At 41.3% G+C, this 14861-nt stretch carries 15 protein-coding genes and 1 rRNA gene; 13 read left to right on the top strand and 3 right to left on the bottom strand.

All coding sequences use genetic code 11. From position 1 onward, the window contains the following. Window positions 1-77 precede the first annotated feature (77 nt). The 12 genes from ligA (at window position 78) to BMY70_RS08665 (ending at window position 12414) form a co-directional block, all read left to right on the top strand. Complete coding sequence (gene ligA, locus BMY70_RS08610) at window positions 78-2165, top strand: NAD-dependent DNA ligase LigA (RefSeq protein WP_090334638.1); 2088 nt, start codon at window positions 78-80, stop codon at window positions 2163-2165. A gap of 63 nt (window positions 2166-2228) precedes the next feature. Further along, window positions 2229-3119 carry a 4-hydroxy-tetrahydrodipicolinate synthase gene (gene dapA, locus BMY70_RS08615; RefSeq protein WP_090334641.1) on the top strand — a complete coding sequence of 297 codons (891 nt, stop codon included), beginning with the start codon at window positions 2229-2231 and terminating at the stop codon, window positions 3117-3119. Between the two features lie 108 nt (window positions 3120-3227). Further along, window positions 3228-4292, top strand: a complete 1065-nt coding sequence (locus tag BMY70_RS08620) for an aminotransferase class V-fold PLP-dependent enzyme (protein ID WP_090334643.1) — start codon at window positions 3228-3230, stop codon at window positions 4290-4292. A gap of 79 nt (window positions 4293-4371) precedes the next feature. Beyond that, window positions 4372-5073 carry an NUDIX hydrolase gene (locus tag BMY70_RS08625; protein WP_177196979.1) on the top strand — a complete coding sequence of 234 codons (702 nt, stop codon included), beginning with the start codon at window positions 4372-4374 and terminating at the stop codon, window positions 5071-5073. 92 nt (window positions 5074-5165) lie between these two features. Further along, window positions 5166-5735: a MarC family protein gene (locus tag BMY70_RS08630; RefSeq protein ID WP_090334649.1), complete on the top strand. Its 570-nt coding sequence runs from the start codon at window positions 5166-5168 to the stop codon at window positions 5733-5735. A 42-nt stretch (window positions 5736-5777) separates the two neighbouring features. After that, entirely contained in the window at window positions 5778-6245 is a 468-nt protein-coding gene (locus tag BMY70_RS08635; RefSeq protein WP_090334651.1) for a pyrophosphohydrolase domain-containing protein, read from the top strand. 31 nt (window positions 6246-6276) lie between these two features. After that, complete coding sequence (gene pepT / locus BMY70_RS08640) at window positions 6277-7509, top strand: peptidase T (protein ID WP_090334654.1); 1233 nt, start codon at window positions 6277-6279, stop codon at window positions 7507-7509. Between the two features lie 10 nt (window positions 7510-7519). Further along, complete coding sequence (locus BMY70_RS08645; protein ID WP_090334657.1) at window positions 7520-8158, top strand: ribonuclease H1 domain-containing protein; 639 nt, start codon at window positions 7520-7522, stop codon at window positions 8156-8158. A gap of 6 nt (window positions 8159-8164) precedes the next feature. Then, entirely contained in the window at window positions 8165-8887 is a 723-nt protein-coding gene (locus BMY70_RS08650) for a tRNA1(Val) (adenine(37)-N6)-methyltransferase (protein ID WP_090334660.1), read from the top strand. 63 nt (window positions 8888-8950) lie between these two features. Beyond that, complete coding sequence (locus tag BMY70_RS08655; RefSeq protein WP_090334662.1) at window positions 8951-9925, top strand: glycosyltransferase family 2 protein; 975 nt, start codon at window positions 8951-8953, stop codon at window positions 9923-9925. 48 nt (window positions 9926-9973) lie between these two features. After that, window positions 9974-10585, top strand: a complete 612-nt coding sequence (locus BMY70_RS08660) for an inorganic pyrophosphatase (protein WP_090334665.1) — start codon at window positions 9974-9976, stop codon at window positions 10583-10585. Window positions 10586-10818: 233 nt separating this feature from the next. Continuing rightward, the gene (locus tag BMY70_RS08665; RefSeq protein ID WP_090334667.1) at window positions 10819-12414 is read left to right on the top strand and encodes a peptide chain release factor 3; all 1596 of its coding nucleotides are present in this window, start codon (window positions 10819-10821) and stop codon (window positions 12412-12414) included. Between the two features lie 63 nt (window positions 12415-12477). Here BMY70_RS08665 and BMY70_RS08670 read toward each other — a convergent pair whose 3' ends face one another. The 3 genes from BMY70_RS08670 to BMY70_RS08680 all read right to left on the bottom strand — a co-directional run bounded on the left by BMY70_RS08670 (window position 12478) and on the right by BMY70_RS08680 (window position 14233). After that, window positions 12478-12840, bottom strand: a complete 363-nt coding sequence (locus BMY70_RS08670) for a DUF4890 domain-containing protein (protein ID WP_090334670.1) — start codon at window positions 12838-12840, stop codon at window positions 12478-12480. Between the two features lie 242 nt (window positions 12841-13082). After that, entirely contained in the window at window positions 13083-13799 is a 717-nt protein-coding gene (locus tag BMY70_RS08675) for an ABC transporter permease (protein ID WP_143072071.1), read from the bottom strand. 110 nt (window positions 13800-13909) lie between these two features. Next, window positions 13910-14233 carry an ABC transporter permease gene (locus BMY70_RS08680; protein ID WP_090334677.1) on the bottom strand — a complete coding sequence of 108 codons (324 nt, stop codon included), beginning with the start codon at window positions 14231-14233 and terminating at the stop codon, window positions 13910-13912. Between the two features lie 396 nt (window positions 14234-14629). On the opposite strand from BMY70_RS08680, the gene BMY70_RS08685 reads away from it, so the two are divergent. Next, a 16S ribosomal RNA gene (locus BMY70_RS08685) occupies window positions 14630-14861 on the top strand; the annotation flags it as partial.

Here is a 14861-nt window from a genome sequence, read left to right on the forward strand (position 1 = left end):
TTGTGCCGGAATGATAAAATTCAAAGTATCATTCCTAGATATAAGATAATTCCCAGCCGCAATATCCAATAAAAACCATGAACCCGGAAGAACGCATTAACGAACTTATACAACAGATTGATCATTACAATTTTCAATATTATCAGGAAAGCATTTCTGAAATATCTGATTATGATTTTGATCAGTTATTGAAAGAGCTGGCTAAGCTGGAAAATGAGTTTCCCGAGTTTAAACGCAGCGATTCACCAACACAGCGGGTGGGAGGGACAATTACCAAAAATTTCAATGCCGTATATCACCGTTATCCGATGTTGTCGCTGGATAATACTTACAATGAACAGGAGCTCCGAGATTTCGATGAACGTGTTCGAAAAGGGCTGGATGGCGAAGCTTACGAATATATCTGTGAACTGAAATTTGACGGGATTTCACTCAGTTTTACATATGAAAATGGTGTGCTCGTTCGCGGCGTTACGCGTGGGGATGGAACGCGCGGAGACGAAATTACAAACAATGTCAAGACAATAAAGTCGCTTCCGTTGCGCGTCAAGTCGAAAGAAATTCCTCCAATTTTTGAAATCCGTGGAGAAGGATTTATGCCTTTTCAGTCTTTTCAAAAATTGAATGAAGAGATGGAAGCATTAGGAGTTAATCTTTATGCAAACCCCAGAAACGCTGCATCCGGTTCGTTTAAGTTGCAAGACTCTGCAGAAACGGCCCGCCGGTCACTCGACTGTTATATCTATTCATTTTTGAGCGATGAAACTGTTTTTGCCAGTCACGAAGAAAGTTTGCTTGCGCTCAAATCATGGGGATTTAATATTTCTCCGGGTTGGAAAAAGGTGACCAACATCGACGACGTCATCGCCTACATTCATGAATGGGAGGAAAAACGTGCCACATTGCCGCTGGCAACCGATGGTATCGTAATAAAGGTGAATTCTTTTGAACAACAAAAAGAACTGGGATTTACTGCGAAAAGTCCGCGGTGGGCCATTTCGTTTAAATATAAAGCGGAAAATAAACCAGCCATTTTACGTTACGTAAATTTTCAGGTAGGAAGAACGGGAAACGTCACGCCCGTAGCGAATCTTTGTGCGGAAAGCGAACGGACTGTTCCTTATAACAAAGTAAAAGGTGTGCATTTGTCGGGTACATATGTGAAACGTGCAACGCTGCATAATGCCAACGAACTTGAAAGACTGAATGTACAATTGGGCGATACCGTTTTTGTAGAGAAAAGTGGAGAAATTATTCCAAAAATAACAGGAGTCGATCTCACCAAACGTGAACTATTCCATACCGAGCCGATCGTATTTCCAACAAATTGTCCGGAATGCGGCTCTCTTTTGGCAAGAAATGAAGGCGAAGTCGCCTACTATTGTCCCAATGACAGCGCTTGTCCGCCGCAACTAAAAGGCAGAATTGAACATTTCATTCATAGAAAGGCGATGAATATCGACAGCCTTGGTGAGGGAAAAATTGAAGTGCTTTTTGACAATCATCTGGTCAGAACGCCGGCAGATTTATATGATCTGAATTACGAAAAGCTTCTGGGACTGGAAAAAAATATTGTTAATGAGGAAACCGGTAAGACCAAGAAAATAAGTTTCAGGGAAAAAACAGTTGAAAATATTTTGAAAGGACTGGAAACCTCCAAAACCGCACCTTTCAAAAATGTTTTATTCGGACTAGGAATTCGTTTTGTCGGCGCAACGGTAGCGGAAAAACTAACAGCTTATTTCAAAAATATCACAGCGCTCCGGTCTGCCACATTAGAAGAACTTATCGCGGTCCCGGAAATCGGTGGAAGAATTGCTCAGAGTGTCATTGCTTATTTTGCAGTACCAGAAAATCAGCTGGTTATGGAACGTCTGGAAAAAGCCGGCCTGCAAATGACGACTGACGACAAACCCGTCGAAATGGAAAGTACGATGCTGGAAGGAAAAACATTTGTGATTTCCGGTGTCTTCGCAAATTTTGAGCGAGACGATCTGAAACATAAGATCGAAGCCAACGGTGGACGGGTTTTGAGCGGCGTTTCGGGGAAATTGAATTATCTCCTGGCGGGTGATAACATGGGACCTTCCAAACTTGAAAAGGCCAGAAAATTGGGTGTGACGATCCTGTCAGAAGAAGAATTTTTAGGAATGATTCAAAAATGATGAAGGAAATTGAGTCAGGTAACTAACTTTGTGTTTTAAAATCAACAATTATATAAGAAAATAATGCCATTGGACGAACGTTTCAAAGGAGTCGGAGCAGCGCTGATTACCCCCTTTGATGAACAGCAAGAAATTGACTACGCTGGTTTACAAAAGTTAATCGAATTCGTGTCGGAAGGAGGAGTGGATTATCTGGTCGTGCAAGGAACAACCGGGGAATCTCCAACAATTTCATCGACAGAAAAAGACGAAATTCTGGCATTTTCAAAGAAGCATAACACAAAGGGATTGCCGATTGTGTATGGTTTGGGTGGAAATGACACGAGATCAGTCCTTGAAACAATCCGAAAGACCGACCTAAACGGCGTTGATGCGATTTTGTCCGTTTGTCCATATTATAACAAGCCAACACAAGAAGGAATTATAGCGCATTTCACTGCGATCGCGGATGCATCGCCAGTGCCTGTTTTGTTATACAATGTTCCCGGTCGCACGGTGATCAACATGAAAGCCGAAACGATCCTGAAACTTGCAGAACATCCGAATATAATTGGCATAAAAGATGCAGGCGGAAGTATCGAACAAAGTATGGAGCTCGCTGCGCACGCGCCAAAAGATTTTCTTTTGCTTTCCGGTGACGATAATCTGGTGACAACCATGTGCAGTGTAGGCTGGCATGGTGTTATCTCGGTGATAGCCAACGGATTTCCACGTGAATTTACCGATTTGACATGGCATGCAATTGAAGGAAATTTCAAAGAGGCTGCCAAATTACAATTGGCATTTTTAGAATTTGACACATTGTTATATATCGAATCGAATCCTGTTGGGATAAAAAAATGTCTTGAAATTAAAGGCGTTTGCAGTTCGGAAGTTCGCTTGCCGTTATTAAAGGCTTCGGCGCAGTTGAGCGAAAAATTAGAAAAAGCAATGATCCGGGAAGGGTTCATTTAAGCACTTCCTGATCAATATTATTTTGGCATCATAGATTGAAAAATCTATGATGTTTTTGTTTAAGCATAGTTGTTCTGTCAATTTTCGGATCATTTAATTATATCTGACATGATTACCTTCTATCCCGGTCCCTCCAAGATATACCCACAAGTCGAGCAATATTTGTCGGATGCATATCAAAGCGGAATTTTAAGTGTCAATCACCGTAGTGAGGCTTTTATGACTATGTTGAAAGAGACGATTGAGACAATGAAAATCAATCTTGGTATTCCGGAAGATTATGAAATTTACTTTTGTTCATCCGCAACAGAATGCTGGGAAATTATCGCGCAATCGCTGATATCCACTAAAAGTCTACATGTATTTAATGGAGCATTTGGCGAAAAATGGCTGGAATATACTCAGAAAATCAAACCCGGGTCCAGCGGTTTTTCTTTTGATATAAACACTTTGCCAAAGATTTCTGATATCATTGCTGATCAGGAAAATGAAGTGATTTGTCTCACGCACAACGAAACTTCGAATGGAACCGCTTTGCCATTTTCTTTTTTTACTGAATTACGAAAGCAGACAGAGCAGCTGATTGCCGTGGACGCGACGTCGTCCATGGCGGGAGTAGAATTTCCCTGGAAAGAGGCTGATCTTTGGTATGCTTCCGTTCAAAAATGTTTTGGACTTCCGGCAGGTCTGAGCGTCCTGGTTGCTTCTCCACGGGCGATACAACAGGCAGAAAAGATTGGGGAACGCGATTTTTACAATAGTTTTCTGTTTCTCAGGGACAACTTTCTGAAATATCAGACACCTTATACGCCAAACGCGTTGGGGATTTATCTGGCTGGACGTGTAATGAAGCAGGTTGAATCACTTCCTATTGTTTCGACAAAAACGAAAAAGAGAGCGAAGGAGTGGTATGCATTTCTTGCGGAGCATGGATATTCGGTGCTTGTAAATCAGGAAGATGTTAGATCTGATACGGTTATTGCAGTTTCCGGCAGCAAAGATCAGGTGGCTTATATAAAAAAGGCAGCCAAAGAAAATGGAATTATGCTGGGAAACGGATATGGGGTCTGGAAAGAAACCACGTTCAGAATTGCCAACTTTCCTGCCATTTCACAAGACGAAATTGATCAGTTGAAAAATTTTCTAAAAGGTAAATCGAGCCTGCCCGCATGAGTAGTAATGTCAAAGGATTGTATTTATAGTTAAAAAAGTCGTTTACTCAATACAGGATAAGCCCATCGTGTTAATAGATATGTTGCATCAGTACCAGACACAAACAAAATGTCTGGTAGCCCTCGATTCCATTATTTTCGGTTTCGACGGTCAGGAGTTAAAATTATTATTGGTCAATCGTGGTATTGAAGATGAGCATCACACCTGGTCGCTAATGGGCGGATGGGTGCAGCCGGATGAAAGTCTGGAAGAGGCTTCGACGAGAATTTTGTATGAACTGACGAGCCTTACCGATATATATCTTGAACAGCTTCACACATTTGGAAATCCCAAACGTGACCCAGTGGAGCGTACTGTTTCGGTTGCTTATTTTGCCTTGATTAACGTTGAAGATTACGATAATAAGATTTCTAAAAATTTCGAAGCGCAGTGGTTTTCAATGCAGGAATTACCGCAATTGTTGTTTGACCATAGTGCGATGGTTCAGATGGCGATTGAGCATTTAAGATATAAGGCATCCCAACATCCCATTGGTTTTGAGCTGCTTCCGGAAAAATTCACAATTCCGCAGCTTCAAAAATTGTATGAAGCGATTTTCGGAACGGAGCTTGACAAGCGGAATTTCAGCAGGAAACTTTTATCCACGCATTTGCTGATCAAACTGGATGAAAAGCAAAAAGGTTTCTCTAAAAAGGGTGCTTATTATTACAAGATCGACGAGGAAAAATATAAAAAACAGTTTAACACCTTCCTGAACTTTTTGCCGAATGGAAACGGTTAAGCCGTATTTAAATCGTTAGCTTAACAATAAAAGGTTGTGTAAGAAACGGGTTTTGTTCAACTTTGCGGCATAATCCTAGAATTGGTGTCGTCATGTTCAACTTCAAAGAAATACTTTCCGTAACGCTGATTCTCTTTTCAGTGATTGATGTGCTGGGTTCAATCCCGATTATCGTAGATTTCAGGAAGAAACTTGGAAAGATCGAATCAGAAAAAGCAACGCTGGCTGCCGGCGGGATTATGATCGCTTTTTTGTTTTTGGGAGAAAGACTCTTGAGCCTTTTTGGCGTAGATGTTGCTTCTTTTGCAGTCGCCGGTGCGATCATTCTTTTTCTTTTGGGGTTAGAAATGATTCTGGGCAGAAATATTTTCAAGCATGATAATATCAGCGTAAGTGCTGCTTCCATTGTGCCGATCGCGTTTCCGATTATTGCAGGAGCAGGTACGATGACTACGTTGCTGGCGCTGCGTACAACATATGAGATCAAAAATATATTGGTAGGCGTTTTGCTCAATTTATTTTTTATTTACATCGTTCTCAAATCATCCAACTGGATTGAAAACAAGCTCGGGCAGGGAGGAACGGATATTCTTCGGAAAGTTTTCGGAATCATTCTGCTGGCCATTTCGATCAAACTTTTCAAGACCAATCTGGTTTTGTAATAGCTCATTTTTAAGTAATAAAATTCAAATTTCGATAATACAATGCAACAATTAGATAGCCTTAACCAAGTCGCTGAGTTCCATAAAACGTTCAAACATCCGATTCTTGAAACCCCAACAATTCCATCCGAAGACCGCAGCCGTTTACGTGTTGCTCTTTTGGCAGAAGAATTGAAGGAACTGGAAGTGGCGATTTTGGAAAAAGACCTTGTAGAGATTGCAGATGCTCTTTGCGACCTGCAGTATGTACTTTCGGGGGCAGTTCTTGAGTTTGGTTTAGGTAATAAATTCAGAGCTTTATTTGATGAGGTGCAGCGTTCGAATATGTCAAAAGCGTGCGTGAGTGTGGAAGAGGCAGAGGCGACGGTGGCGCATTACAATGCAAAAGGCACGGAATGTTACTATAAAGAGGACAATGGTAAATACCTCGTTTACCGGACTGCGGACGACAAAACGTTGAAGAATATCAACTATTCGCCGGCAGATCTTTCAGGTATTATTGCGTCTTAAAATTCGTTTTTCCTTTTAATCCAAGATAAAAATGTCTTCCGTTTTAAACCGATTTCTGAGCTATGTCCAGATTGATACACAATCTGATCCGCAATCAACAAGTTTTCCCAGTACTGAAAAACAGAGAGATCTTAGTAATCAGCTGGTGATCGAATTGCAGGAATTAGGTATCGAAGATGCGCATTTGGATGAGCACGGTTATGTGTATGCGACCATTCCTGCAAACTCTGAAAAATCCAACATTCCGGTGATTTGCTTCTGCTCGCATGTAGATACCTCTCCGGATGTAACGGGTGCGAATGTTGAACCGATTGTACATCAGAAATGGAATGGAGAAGATATTATCTTACCGGATGATCCGACGCAGATACTGAAACTGTCAGAGCACCCGGATTTAAAAAACCAGATTGGAAATGATGTTGTCACAGCGAGCGGAACGACTCTTTTAGGGGCGGACAACAAAGCAGGCGTCGCTGAAATTATGGCTGCCGCTGAAATTTTAGTAACTGACAAGAGAATAAAACACGGAAAGATAAAAATACTTTTCACGCCTGACGAAGAGGTAGGTCGCGGTACTGAAAAAGTTGATCTGGATAAGCTCGGTGCAGATTACGGATATACTGTGGATGGTGAGGCGGTCGGCACGATGGAAGATGAAACTTTTTCGGCCGATGGGGTGAAAATCACAATTCATGGTGTGAGTACGCATCCGGGGTATGCGATTGGAAAGCTTGAAAACGCGTTGAAAATTGCCGGAGAAATTCTGGCTGCGTTGCCAAAAAACCTTTCACCGGAAGCAACTGAAGATAAGGAAGGATTTATTCACCCGGTTCATGTCGAAGGAATTCAGGAGCAGGCGGTTTTGAATTTTATCATACGCGATTTTACGGAATTTGGTTTACATGAAAAGGAAACCTTGCTAAAAGAAATTATGGAAAGGGTTTTGTTGAGTTACCCAAATTCAAAAGCAGAATTTAAAGTAACAGAGCAATACAGAAACATGAAAGAAATTCTGGACCAGCATCCGCAGATCATTGACAACGCGATGGAAGCTATGAAACGTTCCGGGCTAAATCCGATTACAAGAAGTATCCGCGGAGGAACGGACGGATCAAGATTATCTTTTATGGGCTTGCCGTGCCCGAATATTTTTGCAGGCGAACATGCATTTCACTCGCGTCTGGAATGGGTTTCTGTGCAGGATATGGAAAAAGCGGTGGAGGTTATCTTAAACCTGGCTCAGGTTTGGGAAGAAAGAAGTTAGCTTAGAATTAATGGCAAAAAAAACGAAATTTTATGTGGTGTGGCAAGGTAGGCAAACAGGTGTGTTTACCGATTGGAAAGAATGTGAAGCACAAATAAAGGGCTTTGAAGACGCCCGATACAAATCTTTTGATTCGATACAGGAAGCCGAAACAGCCATTCAGCGAAACTATTGGGAGTATGTTCAGAAAAAGGAAAACGCCGCCAAAGCCATTGCAAAAGTAGCACCAGCTAATATTGGACAACCGATTAAAAACAGTATCGCTGTTGATGCGGCCTGGAATACTGCGACTGGCGACATGGAATATCAGGGCACTTATTTACAAACCGGCGAGCGGATTTTTTTACAAGGACCGTTCAAAGATGCTACGAATAATATCGGCGAATTTCTGGCAATAGTACATGGCCTGGCTTATCTGCAAAAAAACAACAGTGATATACCGATTTATTCTGACTCAAGAACGGCAATCAGCTGGATTAAAAAAAAACATGCAAATACAAAGTTGCAGCTAACACCGAGGAATAAACCTGTTTTTGAAATGCTTCAGAGAGCCGAGCGCTGGTTGGCAAGTAATACATATCCGAACAAAATCCTGAAATGGGAAACCGAATACTGGGGCGAAAACCCGGCGGACTTCGGCAGAAAATAACAACTCATGGCCAGGAATTCATTTTTCAAATTTAAACAGTTTACCATTCAGCAGGATCGGTGTGCGATGAAAGTCTGCACGGACGCCTGTGTTTTTGGTGGCTGGGCAGATGTTGAAAATGATGAGCATATTCTGGATATAGGCACCGGAACAGGATTGTTGTCTCTGATGACGGCGCAGCGGAATAAAAATGCGAAAATCAGCACTGTTGAGATAGAAGCGGAAGCTTTTTCTCAGGCAAAAGAAAATATTGAAAATAGTCCTTTTGCTGATCGGATTGAAATTTCCCATTCAGCGATTCAGGATTTTTCATCTTTAGAAAAGTTTGATTGCATAATTAGTAACCCTCCATTTTTTCAGTCAGATCTGCGTTCGCCGGATTCAAAAATAAATCAGGCACATCATTCAGATTCTTTGACTTTTCGGGTCCTTCTGTCAGCAGTAAACAGATTATTGACAGAAACAGGAAAGTTTAATATACTTCTTCCGGTTGATGAAAGTATTATTTTCCAGGAACTTGCCGAAAAATCAGGTCTGGTTTTGATCCGAAAACTAACTTTGTTTCATCAAAATGGGAAGAAGCCCTTTCGTTCGCTGATGCTGTTCCTGCGAAGCGAAACTGCTGATAATCGGTTAATTAGTGATGATTTATTCATATACGAAGAAGATGGAAAAACTTATCATCCAAAGTTCGCTGAATTAATGAAAGACTTTTATTTGATATTTTGATCAGGAAAAATACGAACTTTGCACGTTAATACGGGTGTGTAGGTATCACCCTTGTACATATACATGACCAATTCAGCTATTCAGATTTCCGTTGTTGTCCCCCTTTTCAATGAAGAGGAGTCTTTGCCAGAGCTCAGTGAGTGGATTGCGCGCGTGATGACTGAAAATAATTTTACATACGAAGTTCTTTTTATTGACGACGGAAGCAAAGATCGCTCATGGGAGGTGATCTGCGAATTGTCATTGAAAAACCCGAATATAAAAGGAAGACGTTTTGTGCGTAATTATGGAAAAACAGCTGCTTTGCAGACTGCTTTTCAGGCAGCACGTGGAGATGTTGTTATTACCATGGACGCTGATTTGCAGGACAGCCCTGACGAAATTCCTGAGCTTTACCGCATGATAAAGGAAGATCGCTACGATCTTGTTTCCGGTTGGAAAAAGAAACGGTACGATCCGATAACAAAAACTATCCCTACCAAAATTTTCAACGCAGCCACACGAAGTATCTCCGGGGTATCGCTGCACGATTTTAATTGCGGGCTAAAAGCTTATCGAAAGGACGTGGTTAAAAATGTCACGATTTATGGTGAAATGCACCGTTATATTCCTGTAATTGCCAAGTGGAATGGCTTTGGAAAAATTGGTGAAAAAGTTGTCCAGCATCAGGCCAGAAAATACGGTTACACAAAATTTGGCCTCGAAAGGTTCGTTTTTGGGTTTCTTGATTTGCTTTCGATTGCGTTCGTGAATAAATTTGGCCGTCGCCCAATGCATTTATTTGGCAGTCTGGGAACGCTTATGTTTTTTCTTGGAACTATTATTGCTTTCTGGCTGCTGGGTACCAAGATTTATAAAATTTACATTTCGCATGAACCGTACCGGAATGTAACAGAAAATCCGCTGTTCTTTTTGGCACTGGTTGCAATTATGGTCGGGTCACAGCTATTTCTTGCCGGTTTTCTTGGGGAATTGTTTGTTAAACAATCAATATCGAAAACCGGGGACTATCTGATTTCTGAAAAAGCAGGTGAGTAATAAATTAAAATAATAACAAAAACAGATTCATATACCTATTACCATATAATGAACGCAAACGTACACAAAGCCCACCCATGGCATGGAATTCCGATGGGCGAAAATGCACCTGATCTTGTAACTGCATTTATTGAAATCGTTCCTACGGATACCGTTAAATACGAAATTGACAAACAGACCGGTTATTTGAAAATTGACCGTCCGCAAAAATATTCCAACATCGTTCCTGCGCTATACGGATTTATTCCGAAAACCTATTGCGCAGACAAAATTGCTGAACTGGCAAGAGAAAGATCTGGCAGAGACGTGACAGAAGGTGACGGCGATGCACTGGATATCATTGTCTTATGTGAAAAAATCATCTCTCACGGAGACATTATGTGCCAGGCGAAACCAATCGGAGGTATTCGTCTGATCGATGGTGGCGAAGCAGATGACAAAATCATTGCTGTCTTGAAAGGTGATGAAGTTTACGGTGCATATTCAGATATCAGTGAATTGCCGCAAGGAATTGTTGAACGTTTGAAACACTATTTCCTTACTTATAAAAACCTTCCCGGCGAAAAAGCGCACATTGAAATTACCAATGTATATGGTCGCGAGGAAGCTCATGAAGTGATCATGACTTCGGTTGAGGATTACAAAGATTCTTTCTACTGAATACCTGAGCTACCTCAGGTACGGAGAAAAAACGAAGCTTAGGATTGCATCCCAAGCAGACTGACAGTTAATAATATAGCCGCTCCGGATACGGGCGGCTTTGTTTATTTGTATCTTTGTGCAAAATTTTCAAAAAAGGGAATCTTTCGTGCTTGCCGGCAGGCGTTTTTGTTTATATCCATACCGGGAAAAACTTGTTAAAAACGGAATGCGGCAGGTTATAAAATAATATAATGAGTAACATAGAGGAAATTAAGAAAAGACGGACATTCGCGATTATCAGTCACCCGGATGCAGGAAAAACGACATTAACTGAGAAATTGCTGCTTTTTGGAGGGGCGATTCAAACGGCTGGTGCGGTAAAATCGAATAAAATTAAAAAAACGGCGACTTCCGATTTCATGGAAATAGAGAAGCAGCGTGGAATTTCGGTGGCAACTTCGGTAATGACTTTTGAATACCGCGATTTGTTGATCAACATTCTGGATACACCAGGCCACAAAGACTTTGCTGAGGACACTTATCGTACGCTTACTGCGGTCGATAGTGTAATTCTCGTGATCGACTGCGTGAAGGGTGTGGAAGAGCAAACGGAAAGACTGATGGAAGTTTGCCGGATGCGCAACACGCCAGTGATCGTTTTTGTAAACAAGCTGGATAGGGAGGGGCAGAATCCTTTTGAATTACTGGATGAACTTGAAACAAAATTGGGAATCCGCGTTCGTCCGCTTACCTGGCCGATTAATATGGGCGCAGATTTCAAAGGAGTGTATAGTTTGTTTGAACAGAAATTATATTTTTTTAAAATCAATAAGACAAAAATTGAAAGCAATGTCGTCGAAATTGATCTTGGAGACGATAGGCTGGAAGAACTTGTTGGTTTGAAAGATGCGGTCCAGCTTGCTGAGGATGTTGAATTGGTAGAAGGAGTTTACGACGAATTCTCCAAAGAGGCATATGAAAAGGGTGAATTGGCACCTGTTTTCTTTGGTAGCGCCATCAATAACTTTGGTATCAAAGAACTTCTGGATACTTTCTGCGAAATTTCTCCGCTTCCTCAGCCTCGTCCTACGGATGTTCGGGAAGTTGAGCCAACAGAATCTAAATTCAGCGGTTTTATTTTTAAAATCCATGCAAACCTTGACCCACGTCACCGTGACCGGATCGCGTTTTTAAGAATTTGTTCCGGTAAGTTTGAAAGACGAACCTTTTACCATCATGTGCGCCTGAACAAAGATGTACGTTTCGCGAGTCCGTTTACGTTTATGGCTTCCGACAAAAGTGTGATGGACGAAGGCTTTCCGGGCGATGTTGTGGGATTATACGATACCGGAAATTTCAAGATAGGGGATACTTTAACGGAGGGTGAAAATCTAAATTTTGCAGGTATTCCAAGTTTCTCACCGGAAATTTTCAAGGAATTGATCAACCTGGATCCGATGAAATCAAAACAATTGGAAAAAGGAATTCAGCAGCTTACCGATGAAGGCGTTGCGCAGCTTTTTAATCTTGATCTAGGTAACCGGAAAGTTGTCGGAACGGTAGGAGAACTTCAATTTGATGTAATCCAGTATCGTCTAGAACATGAATATGGTGCAAAGTGCCGTTGGGTGCCTATGAATGTTACGCGCGCTTGCTGGTTAACAGCTGATGAAAAATCTGCTATGGATGAATTTATCCGTTTGAAAGGAAACCAGATCGCATTTGATAAAGATCGTAATCCTGTATTTTTTGCAGAATCAGACTGGATGATCCGAATGAACCGTGAGAATAATCCCAAAATACATTTCCATTTTACTTCGGAATTTAAGACCGAGGTTGCTTTGTAGTATTAGCAGTATTAGATTTTCGATATAAGAAAAACGGGCTGGCAGATTATTGCCAGCCCGTTTTTAGTTTCGTGGCCCTCTGCCCATTCCACCGTTTTTCCTGTGTTCTTCCATCGCCGCCTTATATTTTTCCTGTTGTTCAGGCGTTAATACTTTTTGCAATTCAGTGTTGAACGCCTCCATCGAGTCCCTCATTTTTGACCTGTCCGCATCCTGAGAATTTCTCATTTCATCCATTTTCTGAGCTCTTGTCAGGCTTAGTGCATATACTTGCTTTTGCTGCTCTTCTGTAAGTTTCAGACTTTCGGTCAGAGATTTTGTCTGATTTTCAGCTCTTGCTTCTGCGGTCATTTTTGCGTTGTCGCGCTGTGCGAATGCGGGAATACTAGCGAAGGCCAACATAATGGCGATTATTCCTTTTTTCATAGTAATTTGATTTATGTTCGGGTCTTAGAGCGTGATTTCTGTCGAAAGTTTAATTTATATGAAATTATTTTCGAAGGAAAACATAAAGTGCTGTCAGGAAGACGATAAAATGAGAAGATGGTAACTCAATACGTGAAATCCTGATAAAAAGATATAATACAACAATGCCGGTATTTCTCTAAGCTTTTACGCGCAGAACGAGGTTCGGACCTAAGAGGATTCAAGGGCACTCTTATTCTGCCCTAATCGATTGAACCGGGTTGGCCATGGCCGGCTTTGACACTTTGAAAACCAATGGTCAGAAGTGCCGTAATTATTGCCAAAAGGCCAGCCAAAACGAAAGTCCACCATTGAATTCCCACTTTGTAAGCAAATTCGTTCAGCCAGTGATCCACGCCAATCCATGCTATGGGTGAAGCGATCACGATGGCAATCAGGATTAATTTCATGAAACCATTGGAAAGCAGCGTTATAATATTTAAAACCGTTGCACCCAATACTTTCAGAGACATAATTGGCTCTCGAATCGAGGTGATATTATAATCTTTCACAACACCAATGAGGGTTCCGTCCGTGTCGTTCAACTTAAAACGCTTTCCGATGGGATCTTTTATTCCTGTTTGTTTAACAGCTGTTTCATTTAATATAAAGGAAGTTGAGTCAGACTTGGTGCCTCTAAAATTTCCTCCGGCGATTAGTTTTAGTTTAAAATTTGAAATAAAGTCTTTGTCGACACTTAGCTGCGCCATCATCAGTGACCTATCTCTGGGTTTTCCATCCCAATCAGTTGACAAAGTGCACGTTAAGATATTGACCGGTATATCCGTAGAAGTGCTTAGGCCAATGATGCTTGACTCTCCACTTAATGCTTGCTTAATTTGTGGAGCAAAGTTCCGTCCATCAAAAGTGAAGGTGTATTTTCGGTCAAAGCCAGGATCACGGTCTCGTATAAAACGCATTTGACTACCAATTACTGAGGTGCCAACCATGAGCATAGTGGCAAGTGTAAACTGAATTATTACCAATGATTTACGCAGTAAAGCCCCGCTTGCCTGGCTAGAACGACCTTTTAAGGCTTGAGCGGATTAAAACCTGAAATCAAAAATGCAGGATAGATCTCCGACATAACGAAGCAGAACGTAAGCGCACTAAGTAAAATCTGCCAGATGTGCGTATCTAAAAGTGAAAAACGACCTGATTTACCAGTTATGTTGATATAAAACGGCAACAGAACTTGCAGTAATCCAATTGATAAAATCAGAGAAAAAGTTAATGTCATTAGCGATTCAACAAGCAGCTGCATGGCTAACTGAGGTGATCCCGCACCTACGACTTTACAAAAGCCGATTTCTTTGGATCGCCTTGTGGCGTTCTTGGCCGATTTATACATCATTACTTACAGATATGAATTGGAAATTATTACTAAAATTTAGTTTTCTGTAAATGGCAGTCTGCCTGGATCTACTAATCCTCAGCTTTGACAACGAATAGATTATTTCTTGAAGCGGTTTGTCATAAATTACTTAAATTTCTCTATATCAGATATGTTGCTTCGGTCAACTCTTTATTATGAAAATAATTTTTTAATATTTTTTAACCATTGTTTGTTTACTGGAAATAAATTCCTACTTTTGCACTCCCAATCGGGGATAACGGCGGTGAAAACGATCACTGCAACAAGTTTCGGAAGACGCGAAGCAAAGTTCTTTGACATGATGAAGAGAGTAACAAGATAGTACGTTTAAGAAGATTCGGTCCTATTTTATAGATAGAGATCACAAAAAAATTTACAATGGAGAGTTTGATCCTGGCTCAGGATGAACGCTAGCGGCAGGCTTAATACATGCAAGGCGAGGGGGCAGCAATGTCACCGTCGTACGGGTGCGTAACGCGTATGCAACCTACCTTCAACTGGGGGATAGCCCGGGGAAACCCGGATTAATACCGCATAATACAGGGGTGCCACCTGGTACTATTTGTTAAAGATTTATTGGTTGAAGATGGGCATGCGTTCGATTAGC

This window comes from Dyadobacter koreensis (assembly GCF_900108855.1).
In the GTDB taxonomy this organism is placed as follows: Bacteria; Bacteroidota; Bacteroidia; order Cytophagales; family Spirosomataceae; genus Dyadobacter; species Dyadobacter koreensis.

What these genes read in the sequence shown, in the direction of transcription:
- BMY70_RS08650 (WP_090334660.1), top strand. Translation starts at nt 8,165, where the DNA reads ATGGCCAGGAATTCATTTTTCAAATTTAAACAGTTTACCATTCAGCAG.
- dapA (WP_090334641.1), top strand. Translation starts at nt 2,229, where the DNA reads ATGCCATTGGACGAACGTTTCAAAGGAGTCGGAGCAGCGCTGATTACC.
- BMY70_RS08630 (WP_090334649.1), top strand. Translation starts at nt 5,166, where the DNA reads ATGTTCAACTTCAAAGAAATACTTTCCGTAACGCTGATTCTCTTTTCA.
- pepT (WP_090334654.1), top strand. Translation starts at nt 6,277, where the DNA reads ATGTCTTCCGTTTTAAACCGATTTCTGAGCTATGTCCAGATTGATACA.
- BMY70_RS08645 (WP_090334657.1), top strand. Translation starts at nt 7,520, where the DNA reads ATGGCAAAAAAAACGAAATTTTATGTGGTGTGGCAAGGTAGGCAAACA.
- BMY70_RS08680 (WP_090334677.1), bottom strand. Translation starts at nt 14,233, where the DNA reads ATGATGTATAAATCGGCCAAGAACGCCACAAGGCGATCCAAAGAAATC.
- ligA (WP_090334638.1), top strand. Translation starts at nt 78, where the DNA reads ATGAACCCGGAAGAACGCATTAACGAACTTATACAACAGATTGATCAT.
- BMY70_RS08655 (WP_090334662.1), top strand. Translation starts at nt 8,951, where the DNA reads ATGACCAATTCAGCTATTCAGATTTCCGTTGTTGTCCCCCTTTTCAAT.
- BMY70_RS08635 (WP_090334651.1), top strand. Translation starts at nt 5,778, where the DNA reads ATGCAACAATTAGATAGCCTTAACCAAGTCGCTGAGTTCCATAAAACG.
- BMY70_RS08675 (WP_143072071.1), bottom strand. Translation starts at nt 13,799, where the DNA reads ATGCGTTTTATACGAGACCGTGATCCTGGCTTTGACCGAAAATACACC.
- BMY70_RS08625 (WP_177196979.1), top strand. Translation starts at nt 4,372, where the DNA reads ATGTTGCATCAGTACCAGACACAAACAAAATGTCTGGTAGCCCTCGAT.
- BMY70_RS08620 (WP_090334643.1), top strand. Translation starts at nt 3,228, where the DNA reads ATGATTACCTTCTATCCCGGTCCCTCCAAGATATACCCACAAGTCGAG.
- BMY70_RS08665 (WP_090334667.1), top strand. Translation starts at nt 10,819, where the DNA reads ATGAGTAACATAGAGGAAATTAAGAAAAGACGGACATTCGCGATTATC.
- BMY70_RS08670 (WP_090334670.1), bottom strand. Translation starts at nt 12,840, where the DNA reads ATGAAAAAAGGAATAATCGCCATTATGTTGGCCTTCGCTAGTATTCCC.
- BMY70_RS08660 (WP_090334665.1), top strand. Translation starts at nt 9,974, where the DNA reads ATGAACGCAAACGTACACAAAGCCCACCCATGGCATGGAATTCCGATG.